The 18,414-nt window shown below is 49.1% G+C and carries 16 protein-coding genes; 12 read left to right on the top strand and 4 right to left on the bottom strand.

The annotated features are described in order from the left end of the window. Positions 1 to 17: 17 nt before the first annotated feature. The gene (gene astB, locus BLW68_RS15805; protein WP_092795563.1) at positions 18 to 1,361 is read right to left on the bottom strand and encodes an N-succinylarginine dihydrolase; all 1,344 of its coding nucleotides are present in this window, start codon (positions 1,359 to 1,361) and stop codon (positions 18 to 20) included. 224 nt (positions 1,362 to 1,585) lie between these two features. Here astB and topA point away from each other — a divergent pair, with 224 nt between their 5' ends. Beyond that, positions 1,586 to 4,168 (top strand): type I DNA topoisomerase, encoded by a 2,583-nt coding sequence (gene topA / locus BLW68_RS15800; protein WP_092795466.1) that lies wholly within the window; start codon positions 1,586 to 1,588, stop codon positions 4,166 to 4,168. A gap of 64 nt (positions 4,169 to 4,232) precedes the next feature. Here the strand turns inward: topA and BLW68_RS15795 are convergent, their stop codons facing one another. Beyond that, on the bottom strand, positions 4,233 to 4,997 hold the full coding sequence (locus tag BLW68_RS15795; RefSeq protein WP_092795464.1) for a hypothetical protein: 765 nt from the start codon (positions 4,995 to 4,997) through the stop codon (positions 4,233 to 4,235). 75 nt (positions 4,998 to 5,072) lie between these two features. Continuing rightward, positions 5,073 to 5,765, bottom strand: coding sequence for a sensor histidine kinase (locus BLW68_RS15790; RefSeq protein WP_092795462.1), 693 nt, complete (start codon positions 5,763 to 5,765; stop codon positions 5,073 to 5,075). A gap of 149 nt (positions 5,766 to 5,914) precedes the next feature. Between BLW68_RS15790 and cysB the strand changes: the two genes are divergently transcribed. Next, positions 5,915 to 6,892 carry an HTH-type transcriptional regulator CysB gene (cysB, locus tag BLW68_RS15785; protein ID WP_092795461.1) on the top strand — a complete coding sequence of 326 codons (978 nt, stop codon included), beginning with the start codon at positions 5,915 to 5,917 and terminating at the stop codon, positions 6,890 to 6,892. Positions 6,893 to 7,078: 186 nt separating this feature from the next. Next, positions 7,079 to 7,888 (top strand): substrate-binding periplasmic protein, encoded by an 810-nt coding sequence (locus BLW68_RS15780; protein ID WP_092795459.1) that lies wholly within the window; start codon positions 7,079 to 7,081, stop codon positions 7,886 to 7,888. On the opposite strand, the gene mutH is transcribed toward BLW68_RS15780, so the two are convergent. Next, positions 7,889 to 8,572: a DNA mismatch repair endonuclease MutH gene (gene mutH, locus BLW68_RS15775; RefSeq protein ID WP_092795457.1), complete on the bottom strand. Its 684-nt coding sequence runs from the start codon at positions 8,570 to 8,572 to the stop codon at positions 7,889 to 7,891. Positions 8,573 to 8,952: 380 nt separating this feature from the next. Between mutH and rppH the strand changes: the two genes are divergently transcribed. The 9 genes from rppH (at position 8,953) to BLW68_RS15730 (ending at position 18,393) form a co-directional block, all read left to right on the top strand. Continuing rightward, positions 8,953 to 9,456, top strand: a complete 504-nt coding sequence (gene rppH / locus BLW68_RS15770) for an RNA pyrophosphohydrolase (protein ID WP_092795455.1) — start codon at positions 8,953 to 8,955, stop codon at positions 9,454 to 9,456. Positions 9,457 to 9,491: 35 nt separating this feature from the next. After that, positions 9,492 to 11,750 carry a phosphoenolpyruvate--protein phosphotransferase gene (gene ptsP, locus BLW68_RS15765; RefSeq protein WP_092795453.1) on the top strand — a complete coding sequence of 753 codons (2,259 nt, stop codon included), beginning with the start codon at positions 9,492 to 9,494 and terminating at the stop codon, positions 11,748 to 11,750. A 63-nt stretch (positions 11,751 to 11,813) separates the two neighbouring features. Beyond that, positions 11,814 to 12,608, top strand: coding sequence for a sulfite exporter TauE/SafE family protein (locus tag BLW68_RS15760; RefSeq protein ID WP_092795451.1), 795 nt, complete (start codon positions 11,814 to 11,816; stop codon positions 12,606 to 12,608). Positions 12,609 to 12,616: 8 nt separating this feature from the next. Further along, a complete protein-coding gene (gene lgt / locus BLW68_RS15755; RefSeq protein ID WP_092795448.1) occupies positions 12,617 to 13,435 on the top strand; it encodes a prolipoprotein diacylglyceryl transferase in 819 nt (272 codons plus the stop codon). After that, positions 13,432 to 14,265: a thymidylate synthase gene (locus BLW68_RS15750; RefSeq protein WP_092795446.1), complete on the top strand. Its 834-nt coding sequence runs from the start codon at positions 13,432 to 13,434 to the stop codon at positions 14,263 to 14,265. Before lgt ends, BLW68_RS15750 begins: the two co-directional genes overlap by 4 nt. 72 nt (positions 14,266 to 14,337) lie before the next feature. After that, on the top strand, positions 14,338 to 14,949 hold the full coding sequence (locus tag BLW68_RS15745) for a FlgO family outer membrane protein (RefSeq protein ID WP_092795444.1): 612 nt from the start codon (positions 14,338 to 14,340) through the stop codon (positions 14,947 to 14,949). Then, positions 14,946 to 15,584: a FlgO family outer membrane protein gene (locus tag BLW68_RS15740; RefSeq protein ID WP_092795442.1), complete on the top strand. Its 639-nt coding sequence runs from the start codon at positions 14,946 to 14,948 to the stop codon at positions 15,582 to 15,584. Before BLW68_RS15745 ends, BLW68_RS15740 begins: the two co-directional genes overlap by 4 nt. A 71-nt stretch (positions 15,585 to 15,655) precedes the next feature. Further along, the gene (locus BLW68_RS15735; RefSeq protein ID WP_143039976.1) at positions 15,656 to 16,279 is read left to right on the top strand and encodes a FlgO family outer membrane protein; all 624 of its coding nucleotides are present in this window, start codon (positions 15,656 to 15,658) and stop codon (positions 16,277 to 16,279) included. An 83-nt stretch (positions 16,280 to 16,362) separates the two neighbouring features. After that, complete coding sequence (locus tag BLW68_RS15730) at positions 16,363 to 18,393, top strand: site-specific recombinase (RefSeq protein ID WP_092795438.1); 2,031 nt, start codon at positions 16,363 to 16,365, stop codon at positions 18,391 to 18,393. The last annotated feature ends 21 nt before the right edge of the window (positions 18,394 to 18,414 follow it).

Below are 18,414 nucleotides of genomic sequence, written 5' to 3'. Positions count from 1 at the left end.
TACCTGAATCACATTATTTATTCTTGCTGGAATTGATACACCGAACCCAGAGCCAGAATTTGGGTTAAATCATCCAGTGCGGTACGGGACTCCAGCAGCAACTGCGGATCGGCCAGGTCGGCTTCGGAAATCTGATCACGGTAATGTTTATCTACCCACTGGTTTAACCGGGTAAACAACGCATCGTTCATCAGCACGTTCTGGTTTACGGCTTGTTTTTCCTGCTCGCTCATGGCTACACGCAAGCGCAAACAGGCCGGGCCGCCGCCGTTACGCATGCTTTGTTTAACATCGTAGTAGTGGATCTGTTTTATCGGCGTATTGCGCTCTGTCAGCGCAGCCAGATAGGCCGACACGGCGGTGCTTTCGCTGCATTCAGTTGGCGCAATAATGGCCATTTCGCCGCCGGGTAACGTCACTACCTGAGTATTAAACAGGTAAGTTTTAATCGCTTCTGCTACAGAAACCTCGCTGTCTTTTACTTCAATCAGGTGCAGCTGGGGGGCATTACCAAACTTACGCTGTAACTCGGTTAGCTTTTGCTGGCTGTCGATAAAGGCTTGCTGATGGTAAAACAGCACATTCTGGTTACCCACAGCTATAACATCATTGTGAAATACACCCTGATCAATCACATCGGGGTTTTGCTGCATATATACCACGTGCTCTGCACTTAACCCATGTAACCGGGCTACCGCTTCGCAGGCTTCCAGTGTATGGCGGGCCGGAAAACGCTTTGGCGCCGGTTGGCTGCTATCGAATGCATAACGGCCAAATACAAAGAGTTCAATCCCCCGTTTACCATAAGCGCTGCAAAGTCTGGTATGATTCGCGGCGCCTTCATCGCCAAAGTGATCATTGTCCGGTAAATGTGTATGATGCGCAAAATGTTGAGGATCACGGAACATTGCCTGCAAAATCTTGCCTGTAGTTACAGGCTCAAGTGAGCGGTGAAATTTGTTGGTAAGATTTGCAGGGGTAAAATGCACTTTGCCATCAGCAGTATCAGCAGAGGGTGATATGGTGGCGGCGTTGGCTGTCCACATGCTGGAGGCCGAACAAACGGCTTTAAACACAGCAGGTGCTTGTTTGGCAGCTTTTTCTATTACCTGTGCATCAGTGCCGGTAAAACCAAGACGGCGCAGGGTGTATACATCGGGTCGCTCTTGTGGTGCCAGCACACCTTGTACTAAACCCAGGTCATGCAGGGCCTTCATTTTACTTAAGCCCTGTTTGGCCGCCTGACGCGGGCTGGAACTGTTTTTAGCGTTAGATAATGAGGCAACATTGCCGATAGATAAACCGGCATAGTTATGGGTTGGGCCTACCAGCCCATCAAAGTTTGCTTCGAAGTATTTCATTTTTGCTTTATATCCTTGTTTGGAAAGGGCACTGTTTTTATTATTTTTGCGGCCGCTTGAGGATGCTTCATTTGGATTGGCGAAGGTTTCGCCAGGCAGCTCTGAAAATGAGCTGGTTTGCATAATAATGAGTTTATTCACTTGTCACAACTGCGGTTTACGGATATACGTTAAAAAAGCAGCATAGTTGGCATGCACAAAATGTTAGGGATCTCGGGATTAAGATGGCGAAATCACTGGTTATAGTCGAATCACCGGCAAAAGCGAAAACAATTAACAAATACCTCGGTAATGACTTTGTTGTAAAGTCCAGCGTAGGTCATATTCGTGATTTACCCACCAGCAGCAGCAAAGAAAAGTCTGCGGCGAGTAAATCACTGAGTAAAGAAGAAAAAGAATACCAGGCACTGGTTGATCGCATGGGTATAGATCCGGCGCATGGCTGGAAAGCCCGCTATGAAATTTTGCCCGGTAAAGAAAAAGTGGTGAAAGAGCTAAAAGCGCTGGCAGAAAAAGCTGACACCGTTTATCTGGCAACGGACTTAGACCGTGAAGGAGAAGCTATTGCCTGGCATTTGCAGCAAATTATCGGTGGTGATGAGCAAAAGTTTAAGCGGGTAGTATTTAACGAAATTACCAAAAATGCCATTCAAAATGCTTTTAAAGAACCTGGCGAAGTGAATGTCGACCGGGTAAATGCACAGCAAGCCCGCCGCTTTTTAGACCGCGTTGTGGGCTTTATGGTGTCGCCTTTACTATGGAAAAAAGTCGCCAGGGGGTTATCAGCCGGGCGGGTACAGTCGGTTGCAGTGCGCCTGGTAGTAGAGCGTGAACGCGAAATTAAAGCCTTTGTGCCGGAAGAATACTGGACCATAGCTGCCGATACGCAAACGGCAGCAAAGCAGGCCTTACAACTGGATGTTATTAAACAGCAAGGCAAAGCCTTTAAGCCGGTAAACAAAACCCAGGCTGATGCGGCCCTGGCCTTGTTAAACAAAGCCAGCTATACCGTGCAGGAGCGTGAAGATAAACCCAGCAGCAGTAAGCCGCAGGCGCCTTTTATTACCTCAACTCTGCAACAGGCTGCCAGCACACGGCTGGGCTATGGTGTAAAGAAAACCATGATGCTGGCGCAGCGCTTATACGAAGCTGGTCATATCACTTATATGCGTACCGACTCTACCAATTTAAGTGCCGATGCGGTTGCCGCTTGCCGCGATTATATTGCTGAGCAGTTTGGCAAAAAATATCTGCCGGAGCAGCCATTAAGCTATGGTAGTAAAGCCAATGCTCAGGAGGCGCACGAAGCTATCCGGCCATCCGATGTTAACGTACTGGCATCCAGCCTGGCCGATATGGAAGCTGATGCGCGTAAATTATATGAGCTGATCTGGCGTCAGTTTGTGGCCTGCCAGATGCCGCCAGCGCTTTACGATGTAAGCAACATTATTGTACAGGCCGGCGATTTTGAACTGAAAGCTAAAGGCCGGGTGTTGCGTTTTGACGGCTGGACTAAAGTACAACCGGCAGTGAAACGTAAAGATGAAGAAGACAACGTATTACCTGACGTTAAACCCGGCGAAGTGCTGAGCCTTGAAGAGCTGATAAGTGCGCAGCACTTTACCAAGCCTGCGGCCCGCTTTAGTGAAGCAAGCTTGGTAAAAGAGCTGGAAAAACGTGGCATTGGCCGGCCATCTACTTATGCCGCCATTATTTCGACTATTCAGGAGCGCGGTTACGTGCGCGTTGAAAATAAGCGCTTCTACGCTGAGAAAATGGGTGAAATTGTTACCGATCGGCTGGTAGAAAACTTTAACGACCTGATGAATTACGATTTTACTGCCAATATGGAGTTAAAGCTGGATGATATCGCCAATGGCCAGGCGCAGTGGCGTAAAGAGCTGGATAGCTTCTACGGTGATTTTTATCAAAAACTGAAAACTGCCGAAAACGACCCTGAGCAGGGCGGCATGCGGGTTAATCAGTTTGTGCTAACCGATATTGCCTGCCCAACCTGTGGCCGGCCTATGGGTATTCGTACGGCTTCTACCGGGGTATTTTTAGGCTGCTCAGGTTACAACCTGCCGCCCAAAGAGCGCTGTACTACTACGATGAACCTGGTTTCGGGTGATGTGGCAGTGAATGTCAGCGACGAAGATGAAATGGAAACCGAAGCGCTGCGGCAGAAAAAACGCTGTACTAAGTGCGGTACGGCCATGGACAGCTATCTGATTGACGAGCAGCGTAAATTACACGTTTGTGGTAATAACCCGGCTTGTGATGGTTATCAGGTAGAGCAGGGCAGTTTTAAAATTAAAGGTTACGATGGCCCACTGATTGAGTGTGATAAGTGTGGCAGTGATATGCAGTTAAAATCAGGCCGGTTTGGTAAGTATTTTGGCTGCACTAACAGTGACTGTAAAAACACCCGTAAGCTGCTGCGCAATGGCGAGGCCGCGCCGCCAAAAGAAGATCCTGTACATTTGCCAGAGCTGAAATGCGAAAAGTCAGATGCTTACTTTGTACTGCGTGATGGCGCTGCCGGCTTGTTTATGGCGGCATCTACCTTCCCGAAATCACGTGAAACCCGGGCACCGTTAGTGGCAGAGTTAGCTAAATACCGTGCTCAGCTATCGCCGAAGTTCTATTATCTGGCCGATGCGCCGGTAAAAGATCCTGATGGTAACCCGGCTATAGTACGCTGGAGCCGTAAAACCAAGCAGCAATATGTGATGTCGGAAAAAGACGGCAAAGCGACCGGTTGGGCTGCCTGGTATGAAAATGGCAAATGGGTGGTGGCTAAATAAAGGCATTGCCAACAGTAAAAAAACAGGCCGCTAATGCGGCCTGTTTCGTATAACACTATAAGTGTTACCATTTGCGTTTGGGTGCAAACAGCTCGTCTAAATCTTTGTTTTCTTTTTCTTCTTTCTTCTCACGGTCGCGCACATTGCCCTCTTTTAACTGAGTGGCAATGTCTTCCAGTGCTTGCAGCACTTCAGATTTACGGGTGTTGGTGTAGTCGTCCTGATGAGGGGTATTAGTCAGTGCCGTTAAGGCTTTTTCAAAGTACTGCCGGGCAGAGCCCAGCATATTATTGGTACGGGCCTGATTACCGCGCTTAATCTGGCTTTCAACATTAATGCGAAGCTGCAGTACTTCCAGCCGGCGATCTTCCTGAATAACCATCTGGGTATCAACATTGCCCCTGGCGTGCTCACCACGCAGCACAGTACGCAGGCGCTTTATGCCTTTAATCATCCCTATCAGTTGCTGGTCGTTGTCTGGCAGCGTGACTGACTCAGCAGAGGCATTGTTATCGGTATTAGTGTCAGTTAACTGGTTTTCAGTTTCTTGCAGGCGTTGTTTAAGATCGCGTGCGCCAGGTTCAAGCTCTACCATTGCGCGTAGCGTAAAAGCGACACGTTTTAACAGCATCTGGTTGACAGCGGGCGATAACGGCACATTGGCAGAATTTACTAATAATTCTTCACTGTCTTCCAGTACAGCACGTAACTTGCTGTACTCTGCCCGTTTTAACGTTGCCAGCCGTTCCTTATGCTGCTGAATAGCACTGACAATAACGGCAATAATTACCAATGCAATTATCAGTGTAATGATCAAGGTTACCAGCATTCCAACCTCATTATGGACAGGTTCAACAACTCATATTAATCACAAAACAACTGAAATAACAGCTATCTGTATTACTCAGGGCAAAGTAACCCGGAATACGCCACCGTGATAGATACCGCCGTTGAACAATTCAACCGCGCCATACTGGCCTTTATTGCCGTGGGCTTTGGCAATAAGCTTAGCAAAAAATATTCCAAGGCCGGTGTGGTTATTGGTTAAATCGGGCGTATTCATATCAAGAGTGTCGGTATTTAGCATAAACTCCGGAAAACCGGGGCCATCATCATGCACTTCTATCTGTAATTTGCCTGCCAGTTGTCCGAACCTGAGCAATATGTGTTTGTTGCCATAACGCATCGCATTGGCAACGGCATCGTTCAGCAGGTTCGACATCAGATCGTAGTCAAAAAACCAGTGCAGGTCAGCGGCTTGTTCTACTTGAATGGAAAAACCACGCTGTTCAGTATAAAACTGATTTTTTAGTAAAATCTCTTCAACTAGATCAGCAATGTAATGCTGATCAATTTGTACCGGCAGTTGGTTACGCTCTAAGCGGTACAGCGACAGCAACTGCAACAGATTAGAATTCAGCCGGTTTGCTTCATAATTTAGCCGGGCCAGTTCGTCTTTTGCCGGCTCAGACAATTGCTCACTTTCCTGTTGAATAAATTCTGTAGACTGTATCAGCATGCAAAGTGAATTTTTCATATCATGCACGGTAGAGGCCAATACAGAAGCAAAGTCTATGGCCTGAACATCTGATGTCATGTAACCTCCGATAAAGGCGCTGGCAATGCAGGTGCGCCGCCTGTTTTAGCTACCATTAGTTATAGTAAGTAGATAAATAAAAATTAGTTGGAATATCCTGCCATATATGTATATTGAGCAATGATATGCCATTACCGGACCAGTGACACATGAAATTGCAGCAGCTGCGTTATATAGTTGAAGTGCTGAACCACAATCTTAACGTTTCCTCTACCGCTGAAAGCCTATACACCTCACAGCCTGGGATCAGTAAACAGGTGCGTATGCTGGAAGATGAACTGGGTATTCAGGTTTTTGGCCGCAGTGGCAAGCACCTGACTCACGTTACCCCGGCCGGGCGTGATGTTATTGATATAGCCCAGCAAATTCTGGCAAAAGTTGAAAGTATCAAAGCGGTTGCCAAAGAGCACACGCTGCCGGATCAGGGCAAGCTGAATATTGCTACCACGCATACCCAGGCGCGATATGCCCTACCGCCGGTGATCAGTGGCTTTATGCATAAATATCCCAAGGTATCGTTGCATATGCATCAGGGCACGCCACAACAAATTTCTGAAGCAGCTTCACGCGGCGATGCCGATTTTGCTATTGCTACCGAGGCCTTGCATTTGTACAGCGATCTGGTGATGTTGCCGTGTTATCACTGGAACCGCAGCGTTATCGTGCGGCAGGATCATCCGCTACTGCAGCTTGGTGGAAAAATTACCGTAGAAGATGTCGCACAGCACCCGATAGTAACCTACGTATTTGGTTTTACCGGCCGCTCTGAGCTGGACAGAGCTTTTGCTGCTAAGGGGCTGGAGCCGAAAATTGTTTTTACCGCTACCGATGCCGATGTGATTAAAACCTATGTCAGGTTGGGGCTGGGCGTTGGGGTTATAGCGTCTATGGCGATGGATAAAACGCTGGACAAAGATTTAGTCGCTATAGATGCCAGCCATTTGTTTGATGCCTCCACCACTAAAATCGGTTTTCGCAAAGGTGCATTTTTACGTACTTATATGTACGATTTTATCGAGCGTTTTGCTCCGCATCTGACAAAAGACGTGGTAGAAAAAGCCAATATGCTGCGTAATCAGGAAGAGATTGATCGTATGTTTGCCCGTTTTGAGTTACCGGTGCGCTAATTTACTGTTATCGCTCGCGCCCTGACATTAATCAGCATTGCTGAGTTTTGTCCGGCGCGGTCGCGTCCTGCCCGTATTAATATCAGTAATACGTTAAATCTTAGCAATAACATCCTTTGAACAGGTGTGCATAAGTCTGGCTTATACACTACGCTTAGGGCGTCACATAACGCCTTGAGGTGTAATATGAAAACTTACATGCTGTTGGTCGTTGCCGTATTTTTACTGTTACCTGGCTGCAAGCCTGTCCCAGAGCAAAGCATGCCTGTTGCTGCCACTGAAGCTCCCGCCCAACTTACATCATGCAACTTTACTATGGGGTTAGACGCCTGGGAGCCGTACCAATATATGACCGTAGGTAATACCGTTACCGGGCTTGATGTTGAACTGGTGCAACAGGTGGTTGCAGATATGGGCTGCACGTTGGATGTAGTGCAGGGCAGCTGGCTTGAACTTTTAACACTGCTGAAAAATGGTGATGTAGACTTTGTATTGGGAGCATCTAAAACAGCAGAGCGCGAAGGGTTTGCTTTTTTCTCCGAGCCATACCGTCAGGAGCGTTTTCAGTTGTATGTCCGCAAAGAGCAAGTCGGTTTGCCTTACTCCGGGTTAAAAGAATTTGTTGCTGCCGGGCATAAGGTCGGCGTAGTAAACGAATATTATTATGGCGACGAAGTAGCAGAACTCTATGCTGATGATAAGTTACGGCCATTGTTTGTTGGCGCCATTATTAGTGAGCTGAACATGGCGCGGTTACTCGATGAAGAAATTGATGGCCTGCTGGAAGACAGTTTCGTCGGCGCGGCAATTTTACGGCGTAAGGGCCTGGATAAGTACATTCAGCCACACAATATCAGCCTTGGCAGTTCTGATGTCTATGTTATGTTCAGTCAGGTCTCGGTATCTGCAGATCAGGTTGCGCAGTTTAATACCGGCTTGGCTAAACTGCGTGAGAATGGCCGGTACAACCAGATTGTCGACAAATACCGTAACTAATTAAAACTCGCTAAGCGGCAGGGCAAACTGCTGTTGCAGCAAGCTGGCAGTAAAGCTGGCTTTAAGATAAAAGCCGCGGGGTAGGGTGCGGATTGGCTCGCCATCTGCCCCTATGGCATCGGTCAGTGCTTTGCTGTTAGCAGCTTTAGGGCGCAGTTGCAGTACTTTGCCGGTGGCGCCTTTGATGTTATGTATACCGCCAAGGCTGATAAGCTCCATCAGTTCTTCCCAGTCCTGCTGCAAGGCCTGTTGCTGGCGTGGGTCTGGCTGCCATAAAAACGCGCTGCCAGCCATTCTGTCTGGTAAGGGAATTTGCCGCTCTGCCAGCACCGGCAACCACAATACTTTTTGCAGTTTCTGACAAACCCAGGATTCATGCCATTGCTGCCCGGCCACACCGGTTAACGGTGCTACGCAAACATAGGTACTTTCCAGCGGTTTGCCGTTACGGTCTATCGGCAGGGTTTTTAATTCAACCCCTAATTGCGGGAAGTCTGGCTCAGCTTTAGAACCTGCGCTGGCACCCAGTACATGTTCCAGCAACTGACCAACCCAGCCTTTATCTTTTTTCAGGTTAGCCGGAACCTGCAACTGTGCCTGTGCGGCAATTTGTCCCAGAGTCAGCCCTGCCAGTGCCTGGCAGCGTGCCAGTAATTCTTCTAATGAGGCCGGTGGTGTAAACATTATCATCGCCTTTAGCAAATACCGGATAACGCTAGCATTTTTTACAGCTTTTGGCTGCTTAAAAACACAGCAAACCAACTTACGCACAGCGGCAGTATAAAATTATTAGTGTCGGGAAATGATTAACTAATTGAATTTATTAATTAATGCTTAGTGGTTCTGTCTGGCATTTTTTTGCTATATCAAGTTATGCAACGGCTAACTAGCGGCTATGCACAGTTTTATCAACAGTACCTGTGAAAAAGTGCACATTCGCTGGTGCCATAATAACGTAACTGTGGATAACTCTGTAAAAGGTGTGGCAAAAATACCGTTTGCCGAAGTAGCGACTTTATGAAAGAATCTTTGGCATAGTGATTTGTGATCCGCCAGAGGTTTGTGTGATCGATGCCGAAGGTTTTCGGGCCAATGTCGGCATAGTGATTTGTAACCACCAGGGACAGGTGTTTTGGGCAAAACGGTATGGTCAGCATTCCTGGCAGTATCCACAGGGTGGTATTGATGACGGTGAAACGCCGGAACAAGCCATGTTTCGCGAATTAAATGAAGAAGTAGGTCTTAGCGCTGATGATGTGGAAATTATTGCCACAACCAAGCACTGGTTAAGATACAAACTACCCAAACGCTTAATTCGCAAAGACAGTAATCCGGTGTGTATTGGCCAGAAGCAAAAATGGTTTTTGCTACGCCTGACCTGCGCTGACGAAGATGTAAACTTACTTAAAACCACTCATCCGGAGTTTGATAGCTGGCGCTGGGTCAGTTACTGGTACCCGGTGCGGCAGGTAGTGGCGTTTAAGCGTGAAGTTTACCGAAAAGTCATGAAAGAGTTTGCTCCGGTCGCTTTGCCGTTTATACGCCGCGAAGGTAAGAAAAAAAGTTAATTCAACAGGATAGCACCTGTGACGACGAGGCTCTTATGTTAGGCCAGTTACGGCGAATTGTTCAGGATGTAGCACAAGAGCCAGTGCTTCAAAATGCATTAGCTGGCTTAGTGACGAGCGTAAAACAGGCACTGACAACGGAATGTTGCTCAGTGTACCTTGCCGATTATGAACAGCAACATTTTATGCTGATGGCAACTGACGGTTTAAACCCGGATGCTATCGGCAATATTGCTATCGGTTTCTCTGAAGGTTTAATTGGCTGGGTAGGCCAGCGCGAAGAGCCCATTAACCTGGCCAAAGCCCATTTGCATCCCCGTTTTAAAGTTACCCCTGAAGTAAGCGAAGACCGTTTCTCTGCCTTTCTTGGTTGCCCTATTATTCATCATCGCAAAGTGCTTGGCGTGCTGACTATTCAACAAGCGGCAGAGCGGGTATTTAACGAAGATGAAGAGTCTTTTCTGGTTACACTGGGCGCGCAGTTAGCGTCAGTGCTGGCCAATGCCGAGATGCGCCAGGCAGCCAGTGAAAGCAGCCCCAGCCAGACACAGACCGGCCAGCTAAAAGGTTTACCCGGTGCGCCCGGCATTGCTATCGGCGAGGCTTTTGTACTGGAACCGGCGAATGACTTTAACGCTATTTCGTTAAAGCGCGCAGATGATCCGGAAAAAGAGCTGGCGCACTTTTATCGGGCAGTAAAAATTACCAAAGCAGAATTTAACCGTCTGGCGGAGCGAATGAGTGGCCATTTACCGGCTGACGCCCTGGCTATTTTTGATGTTTATCATCAACTGCTGGATGCGGCCAGTTTGGGTAATGAAATAGAGCTGCAAATTGCAGAGGGCTGGTGTGCTAAAAGTGCACTTAAGCGGGTGGTAGAAAAGTTTGCCCGCCAGTTTGATGATATGGACGATGCTTATTTACGCGAACGCGGCACAGATATACGCGATCTGGGACAGCGGGTACTGAACAATTTGCTCGATACTGAGCAGCGCAAAATTAAACTGCCGGAAAAAGTTGTGTTGGTGGCCGATAATGTTACGGCCACTATGCTGGCAGAAGTGCCACGCGAGCAACTGGTGGCCATAGTGTCGCTAAAAGGCTCGGTAAACTCACATGCGGCTATTATGGCGCGGGCATTGGGCATACCTGCGGTAATGGGGGTTGACGAGTTACCTTTGCTGCACTGGCAAGGGCAGCGGCTGATTGTAGATGGTTATCAGGGCCATATTTTATTGTCGCCGGTAGAAGCCATTTGTGCGGAGTATCAACGCTTAATCAGCGAAGATGTGGCATTAAACGCCCGGTATCTGGCTGAAATAGCGCAGCCGTCCCAATCATTATGCGGCAAGCAGTTTAACCTGATGGTGAACTCCGGGCTGGCGATTGAACTGGAAACCACTAACCCGGTGTATACCGACGGTGTTGGCCTGTACCGTACTGAATTTCCGTTTATTATGCGTAACCGTTTTCCCACCGAGCAGGAGCAGATAGAGCTGTACCGTAAAGTACTGGAGAACTATCCTACTAAACCGGTTGTCATGCGCACGCTCGATGTTGGTGGCGACAAAGCTTTACCTTATTTTAGTATTGTTGAAGAAAACCCATTTTTGGGCTGGCGCGGTATCCGCCTGACGCTGGATCACCCGGAAATTTTCCTGGTGCAAATCCGCGCCATGTTAAAAGCCAATCTGGCGTTGGATAATCTGCATATATTATTGCCGATGATTTCTGACTTGGCCGAGGTTGATGAATCTGTGCGGCTAATCAAGCAAGCCAGCTTTGAAGTGAGTGATGAGCTTGCCATTGAGCTGCCTAAACCTAAAATCGGCGTGATGATTGAAGTGCCGTCGATTATGTATCAGTTACCAGAGTTAGCCCGTAAAGTGGACTTCTGCTCTATTGGCACCAACGATTTAACCCAGTATCTGCTGGCGGTAGATCGCAACAATCCACGTGTTGCCAGCCTTTACGATGCCATGCACCCGGCGGTACTCAGGGCTTTGCATCAGTTTAGTCTTCAGGCGCAGGGCCTGCAGTTTCCTACCAGCGTCTGTGGCGAGCTGGCGGGTGAACCGGCTGGTATCCTGCTGCTGGCTGCGATGGGATACAATAGCTTTAGTATGAACAGTAGTAACCTGGCAAAAATTAAATGGCTGCTGCGCCGGGTAGAGTTATCTGAACTGGCATTGTTACTGCCACAGGTGCTTGCCTGTCAGTCTGCCAAGCAGGTGCGGTTGCAGGTACAACGCTTTTTAGATCAAAAACAATTACTAAGCCAGCTACGTGCCTGATATCCACCTTTTTATCCGGCCAGGCTGTTATACTGCTGCGTTATTAAACATGAAGAGAAGCTTGTGCTAACTGTTGTTCTGATCTCAATTGTGCTGGGAGCTGTGGTTGGCTTTTTTGCCGGTTTACTGGGTATTGGTGGCGGCCTTATTGTTGTACCCGTGCTGGTTATGTTGCTTCCGGCTTTTGATATCGTTACACCACAGCATGCCATGCTGGTCGCTGTGGCAACTTCGCTTGCCTCCATTATTGTTACCGCCAGTTCCTCTGTGTACGAGCACCATCGCTGGGGCAATGTACCCTGGTCACTGGCTGGTACCATCATGCTGGGGGCAGCTCTGGGGGCCTGGCTTGTTGGCTATATGGCGCACAATATCAGTGGCGATGTATTGCAGCTTATTTTCGGTGGCGCGGTGTTATTGCTGGCGTTACGTATGTTGGGCTCGCGTTCGGCCGTGGGTAAAAGAGCACTGCCGCATAATAGCATCGTGGCGCTGATTTCATCGGCTTTGGGCGGCATTGCCAGTTTGCTGGGCATTGGCGGCGGAGCCTTGTTTGTACCGGTACTGAATTACTTTTCGGTCGATATGCGCCGTGCCATAGGTTGCGCTGCTGCCAGCGGTATTGCCATCGCGGTTTTTGGTACTCTGGGCTATGTTATCGCCGGCTGGCAGCATTATGAATTGTCGCAAGGCTTTATTGGTTATATTTACCTGCCGGTGCTATTTGGCATAGTACTGACATCGGTATTTACCGCGCCTGTTGGTGCACGTTTGACACAACGCTTGCCGGTACTGGCAATGAAGCGGGTATTTGGTGTGTTTCTGCTGTTGGTATCCGCAAAAATGATTCTGAGTTAAGGGTAGCTATGTCTGCAAGTTATATTACATTTCCACAAATTGATCCGGTGATATTTTCTGTTGGCCCGGTAAGCCTGCGCTGGTACGGTTTAATGTACCTTATTGCTTTTGCCATTGCCTGGTGGCTGGCTAACCGGGCCGCTAAAAAGCCGGGCTCTGGCTGGACGGAGCAACAGGTCAGCGATTTATTATTTATTGGCTTTTTAGGCGTGATCCTCGGCGGGCGTATTGGCTATGTGCTGTTTTATCAGTTCGAGCTGTTTATGCAGGAGCCGTTATATTTATTTAAAATATGGACCGGCGGTATGTCATTTCACGGCGGCCTGCTGGGTGTACTGGTAGCAATGGCCTGGTTTGCCCGCAAGAATAACAAGCCTTATCTGCAACTGGGCGATTTTGTTGCTCCGCTTATTCCACTTGGCCTGGCGGCTGGCCGCTTAGGTAATTTTATTAATGCCGAGTTATGGGGCCGCACTACCGACGTGCCCTGGGGCGTATTGTTCCCGGGCGCAGGGCCTGCACCGCGCCATCCGTCACAGTTGTACGAGTTTGCGCTCGAAGGTTTGGTGCTGTTTGTACTGATTATACTGTACCGGCGTTTTTCCCCGCCGGTAGGCGCACTGGGCGGGTTATTTCTTGCCGGTTATGGTAGCGCGCGGTTTTACGTGGAGTTTTACCGTGAACCCGATGCACATCTGGGTGTGCTGTCGGCAGGCATGTCGATGGGGCAGTGGCTGTCGTTACCGATGATTATTGCCGGTATAGGGCTGATTATTTTTGCTTACGTACATAACAACAAAGCGGCTAAACGGGTAGTAAAAGTATGAAACAGTACCTTGATTTAATGCGCCATGTACTGGAACAAGGCCATAAAAAAACTGATCGCACCGGCACCGGCACTATCAGTGTATTTGGTTATCAGATGCGGTTTGACCTGCAGCAGGGGTTTCCGCTGGTGACCACTAAAAAATGCCATCTGCGCTCTATTGTTCACGAGTTGCTATGGTTTTTAAAAGGTGAAACCAATATCGAATACCTCAAAGCCAATGGTGTGTCGATATGGGATGAATGGGCCACGGCAGACGGTGAGCTGGGGCCGGTGTATGGTGCGCAGTGGCGTAGCTGGCAAGCCGCCGATGGCCGGGTAATTGACCAGATCAGCCAGCTTATTGCAGATATTAAACGCACACCGGACTCACGCCGCCTGATTGTCAGCGCCTGGAACCCGGCACTGCTGCCTGACACCTCGGTATCGCCAAAAGAAAATGCCGCCATGGGCAAACAGGCGTTACCGCCTTGCCATACGTTGTTTCAGTTTTATGTTAACGACGGCAAGCTGTCATGCCAGCTGTACCAGCGCAGTGCCGATATCTTCCTCGGGGTGCCGTTTAATATTGCCAGTTATGCGCTGTTAACGCTGATGGTGGCACAGGTGTGTAATTTGCAGCCGGGAGACTTTGTGCATACCTTTGGCGATGCCCATCTGTACCTGAACCATTTAGAGCAAGTGAATACGCAGCTGGCGCGCCAGCCTTATCCGTTACCGCAAATGCAGCTGAACCCGGCGGTAAAAGATATTTTTGCTTTTACTATTGCTGATTTTACGCTGCAGAATTATCAGGCGCATCCGCATATTAAAGCGCCCGTTGCTATCTGAGTGCCAAAAGGTTGCCATTTTTTATGGCGCGTATTTTGCTTAACTTCTGCAGACATTCTGCCGAGGTTGCTTATGAAAGCGATATTTTATCCTGTGCTGGCCTGCCTGCTGCTAAGTTGCAGCAGTGCTGTGCCGGTTGCTAAATCCAGAAATCAGCCAGCGCTGAGCGAATATCCGTTGCATTACTACACACAGCAACTGGCCGACAACTTATTTGCCCAGTTGCCAAAACAACAGGGTATTTTCTACGTGGCACCGCAAATTGCTGTGGCGTCTTTTCTACCGGTTAATACGCTGTCATTGTCGGATGCTGATGCGGGTGAAAAACAGCTAGCCAATCAGCTTAGCGAAAGCATGCTGGCACATGCCCGTCAGCGCGGCCTTAAAGTGTATGACTACCATTTACGCGCCCAGGTATTGCTGGGCGGTGATCATGAGCAGGCATTGTCGCGCCAGCTTAGTGATATAGAAAGTGTCAGCGATGCCGATACCTTGTTGGTGGGTACTTACAGCGCCATGGAAGATGGTTATCTGGTTAATGCCAGATTGATCAGTATAGCGGATAAACAGGTACTGGCCGCAGCCAGCGGCTATGTGCCCCATAACGTATTGTGGAGCCAGCAGCGGGTAGGCAAACGCGGTGACAAACTCTACCGGCAGGACCTTACAGGAGTGCAGAAATGAAAGCCTTATTAATTATTGTTAGCCTGATACTGCTGGCTGGCTGTGCCAGACAACCAGAGCAAACAAGCAGTGTGGTTGCAACCTCTGAGCGTGGCGCACGGTTAAATACAGCAGCAGATTACCAGCTGGCAGCTGTGGTGGCTTCGCCTGCAGAAAACCAGCCAATGCTGACAGCGAACGAGTATTCCCGTGCGCTGGTGCACGAGCTGATGTCAAGCCAGCGCCAGATGGAAGAGGGCGGTATAGTAGGCGTTACTGACTTTGCCTTTGTAGATACCGGCCTGGATCAGGGCAGCGTGCTGAGTAACCACATGAGCGAAGCCATGATTTATGATCTGCATAAATTTGGTGTAGTAGTACTGGATTACAAAGCTACTGATTTTATCCGGGTAACACCCAGCGGTGATTTTGCCCTGAGTCGTGATTTTACTGAGCTAAGCGGTGAGCTGCCTATTCGTTATGTGATAACCGGTACTATGACGGCCCACAAGCAAGGCGTGCTGGTAAATGCCCGCTTAATCCACATTGGCACTAAGCAGGTTATTTCTGCCGCCCGTACTTTTATGCCGCAGCCGGTAGTGCAAGCCATTATCAGGCGCAGTGGTAACGACAAGCTGCAGCTAAAACAAGGCTAAGTTAATATTAAAGAAAACCCATACCACGGCCGATACCTGTTTAATCAATAGTTTATCAGGCCGGGGTTAGAATGAAATTAGCGGTTGTATGTAGTGCAGTCGTTCTGCTATCAGGTTGTCAATTCCAATCGGCTGACATGGTCAGCCAAACATCTCCCCCGGCAGAACCATTGCCAGAGCATGTTATATTGCCAGGTAATAGCGGCAATTATTTACCTGCTGCTACCGTACGGGCAAATACCAAACCGTTAACCGATTATGCCGCAGATCTGGCGTTACAGCTGATGATGTCAATGCACTACACGCCACCTCAGCAGGCGGTAGCAATAAGTTCTCTGGTTTGGTTTGATCATCAGCTTACTAACAGCAATGCGCTGGGCAACCAGTTAGCTGAGCACCTTTATGTGCACTTACAACGCCTGGGCGTACCGGTTGCCGATATTAAAGTGGGCCGTCAGATCCGTGTCACCCCGCAGGGCGATTTTGCCTTAAGCAGGGGCCGCTACCTGGACCCGGCGCAGGATGTACGCTACGTCCTGACAGGCACCTTATTGCAAGATGCCGGCGGCACTGTGGTAAATGTACGCGTTGTGCATGTGCAGCATAAAACCGTTATTGCCACCGGCCAGGTGCATATTCCTGACGCTGTGCTTAGCCAGACTGGTGCTAACGTGCAGTATATTGCCTCGCCATAGCCACTCATCCGTTGCTAAACTGGCATTTGGCCCCCTGATACGGGTATTATCAGCGCCGGATCTTTAAGCTGCGGAGAACATGCATGGATACACTGAGCGCAGTGGCGCTGGTAAGAAGCCTGTCGGCGCAGCCGTGTCCTGTTACTTTACTCAGCACCTTGATCGACTGGCTCAGTTACAGTGAGTTTGGTACTGAGCCGGCGCAACGGGCAGCAAAATTACGTGAAGCATTGCAAAATAACCCGCGCCACAGTGCAGAGATAGGCGATGTGCTGTTTAACTGGCTGGGCGAAGTAAATATTTACCCGGCACTGGTTAACTTAGGCTTATTTTCCCGCTCTGGCTTTTTGCGCGAAATGGGCTCGCGGCTATACGAACGTTTTAATCCGGCCCCGCGGGATCAGAATGATTTTGCTGATGTGCTGGTGCAAATGTGCGACGGTAAAAGTGACGCCCGCTGGCTGCATAAGCTCAATAAAGATGATGTGCTGGCCTGCTTTAGTTTAATTGCTCAGCATTGCAGCGCCGGTGCATTGCAGAAAATGACCGCGCATTTTCGTGAAGAAAGTTTATACGCACTGGAAATGCTGGCTATCTGGGTTGCGGCTGAAGAAATTGAACCTGATCTGATGCGGCTGGACCGGCGCCTTAGCAGTATTGACTCACCTTTTATCGCGCTAAGCCGCGAGATGAATCTGTTTGTGGAAAGTGGCCGGCGCCGGTTGATTGAGCCGGATGTAGCATTGCACGACACCGCACATTTACAGGTAATGATGCAGCAATCACGTGAGCAGGTAGAACGCTTACGGCGTCGTGGTGCCGGTGTAGGCAGTTCAGTGTCGGTAGCGCATTTGCTGGAGCGGCTGGAGCAAACGCTCGATCGCATCGACATGCTGCTGGATGTTCTTACCAGCGATGCTGACACTCAGCCGGTTAAAGTGCAGGTGATGCTAATGGTACTGGTTGAAGCCAGCGGCGAGCACAACAGTATTTCAGCATTGTGGCGCAGCAGTACCCAGATGCTGTCAAAAAGTATCACCATTAATAAAAGTGGCCATGGTGAGCATTACATTACCCGCTCCAGGGCAGAGTTTTTCACCCTGATGCGCTCAGCAGCAGGTGCCGGCGTTATTATTGCGCTGATGGCGCTGATTAAAATTTATGTTGAAGGTCAGGGCTTTAGTCCGTTACATAAATCGTTACTGGTTAGCCTTAACTATGGCCTGGGTTTTGTGCTGGTGCATATGCTGCACTTTACCATCGCCACCAAACAGCCCGCGATGACGGCCGCCAGCTTTGCGCAGGAAGTAGAGCGCGGCGAAAACGGCAGGGCAGTAAACCGAAAACTGGCTGGCTTGCTGATCGACGTAAACCGCTCGCAGTGGGCTGCGGTATGGGGTAACGTCAGTAGTGCGGTATTGCTGGCTAGCAGTATTGCTTTGCTTACAGTAGTGATAACCGGCATACCACTATTGAATACTGAGATGGTGGCATACCAGCTTAAATCGTTGTCACCGGTTAGCGGGCTGGCATTGTTTTATGCCGCTATTGCCGGTGTCTGGCTATTTTGCGCCGGTATTATTGCCGGTTTTTTTGATAACCGCGCCAACTGCCTTGAGCTGAGATTGCGTTTGTACCACCATCCACTGTTAAAACGCCTGCTGTCAGACAATTGCCGGCAGCGTTTTGCCGATTACCTGCATGATAACTATGGCGCGCTGGCCGGAAATTTTTTCTTTGGTGTGCTACTGGGCATGACTGGCTATCTGGGGTATTTAACCGGTTTACCACTGGATATCCGCCATGTGGCGTTTTCATCGGCTAATTTAGGTTACAGCGCCGTAAGTGGGGAAATCGGTATACTGAATTTTTTGCTGCACCTGGTGTTTGTATTGCTGATTGGCTTTGTTAATTTATGGGTTAGCTTTACGCTGGCGCTAACTATCGCCCTGCGGGCGCGTGGTACTAAAATAAGCCGGTTTCGTTTACTGCTTAAAAGTATTTGGGAGCAAGCAAAACAGCAGCCTCTGCAGGTGTTTTTTCCGGTTGATATGATACGGCAAACGCTGGCTGAAGCTGACAGAACCGATAGCAAAGCAGCAAATAAGCACTAATATAAAACCCCGCCAGACGCA

It is taken from the genome of Rheinheimera pacifica, assembly GCF_900108485.1.
Taxonomy (GTDB): domain Bacteria; phylum Pseudomonadota; class Gammaproteobacteria; order Enterobacterales; family Alteromonadaceae; genus Alishewanella; species Alishewanella pacifica.
This window is presented reverse-complemented; position numbering and strand designations above follow the sequence as displayed.

Coding starts and splice junctions, on each gene's coding strand:
- astB (WP_092795563.1), bottom strand. CDS start 1,361: ATGAAATACTTCGAAGCAAACTTTGATGGGCTGGTAGGCCCAACCCAT.
- topA (WP_092795466.1), top strand. CDS start 1,586: ATGGCGAAATCACTGGTTATAGTCGAATCACCGGCAAAAGCGAAAACA.
- BLW68_RS15795 (WP_092795464.1), bottom strand. CDS start 4,997: ATGCTGGTAACCTTGATCATTACACTGATAATTGCATTGGTAATTATT.
- BLW68_RS15790 (WP_092795462.1), bottom strand. CDS start 5,765: ATGACATCAGATGTTCAGGCCATAGACTTTGCTTCTGTATTGGCCTCT.
- cysB (WP_092795461.1), top strand. CDS start 5,915: ATGAAATTGCAGCAGCTGCGTTATATAGTTGAAGTGCTGAACCACAAT.
- BLW68_RS15780 (WP_092795459.1), top strand. CDS start 7,079: ATGAAAACTTACATGCTGTTGGTCGTTGCCGTATTTTTACTGTTACCT.
- mutH (WP_092795457.1), bottom strand. CDS start 8,572: ATGTTTACACCACCGGCCTCATTAGAAGAATTACTGGCACGCTGCCAG.
- ptsP (WP_092795453.1), top strand. CDS start 9,492: ATGTTAGGCCAGTTACGGCGAATTGTTCAGGATGTAGCACAAGAGCCA.
- lgt (WP_092795448.1), top strand. CDS start 12,617: ATGTCTGCAAGTTATATTACATTTCCACAAATTGATCCGGTGATATTT.
- BLW68_RS15750 (WP_092795446.1), top strand. CDS start 13,432: ATGAAACAGTACCTTGATTTAATGCGCCATGTACTGGAACAAGGCCAT.
- BLW68_RS15745 (WP_092795444.1), top strand. CDS start 14,338: ATGAAAGCGATATTTTATCCTGTGCTGGCCTGCCTGCTGCTAAGTTGC.
- BLW68_RS15740 (WP_092795442.1), top strand. CDS start 14,946: ATGAAAGCCTTATTAATTATTGTTAGCCTGATACTGCTGGCTGGCTGT.
- BLW68_RS15735 (WP_143039976.1), top strand. CDS start 15,656: ATGAAATTAGCGGTTGTATGTAGTGCAGTCGTTCTGCTATCAGGTTGT.
- BLW68_RS15730 (WP_092795438.1), top strand. CDS start 16,363: ATGGATACACTGAGCGCAGTGGCGCTGGTAAGAAGCCTGTCGGCGCAG.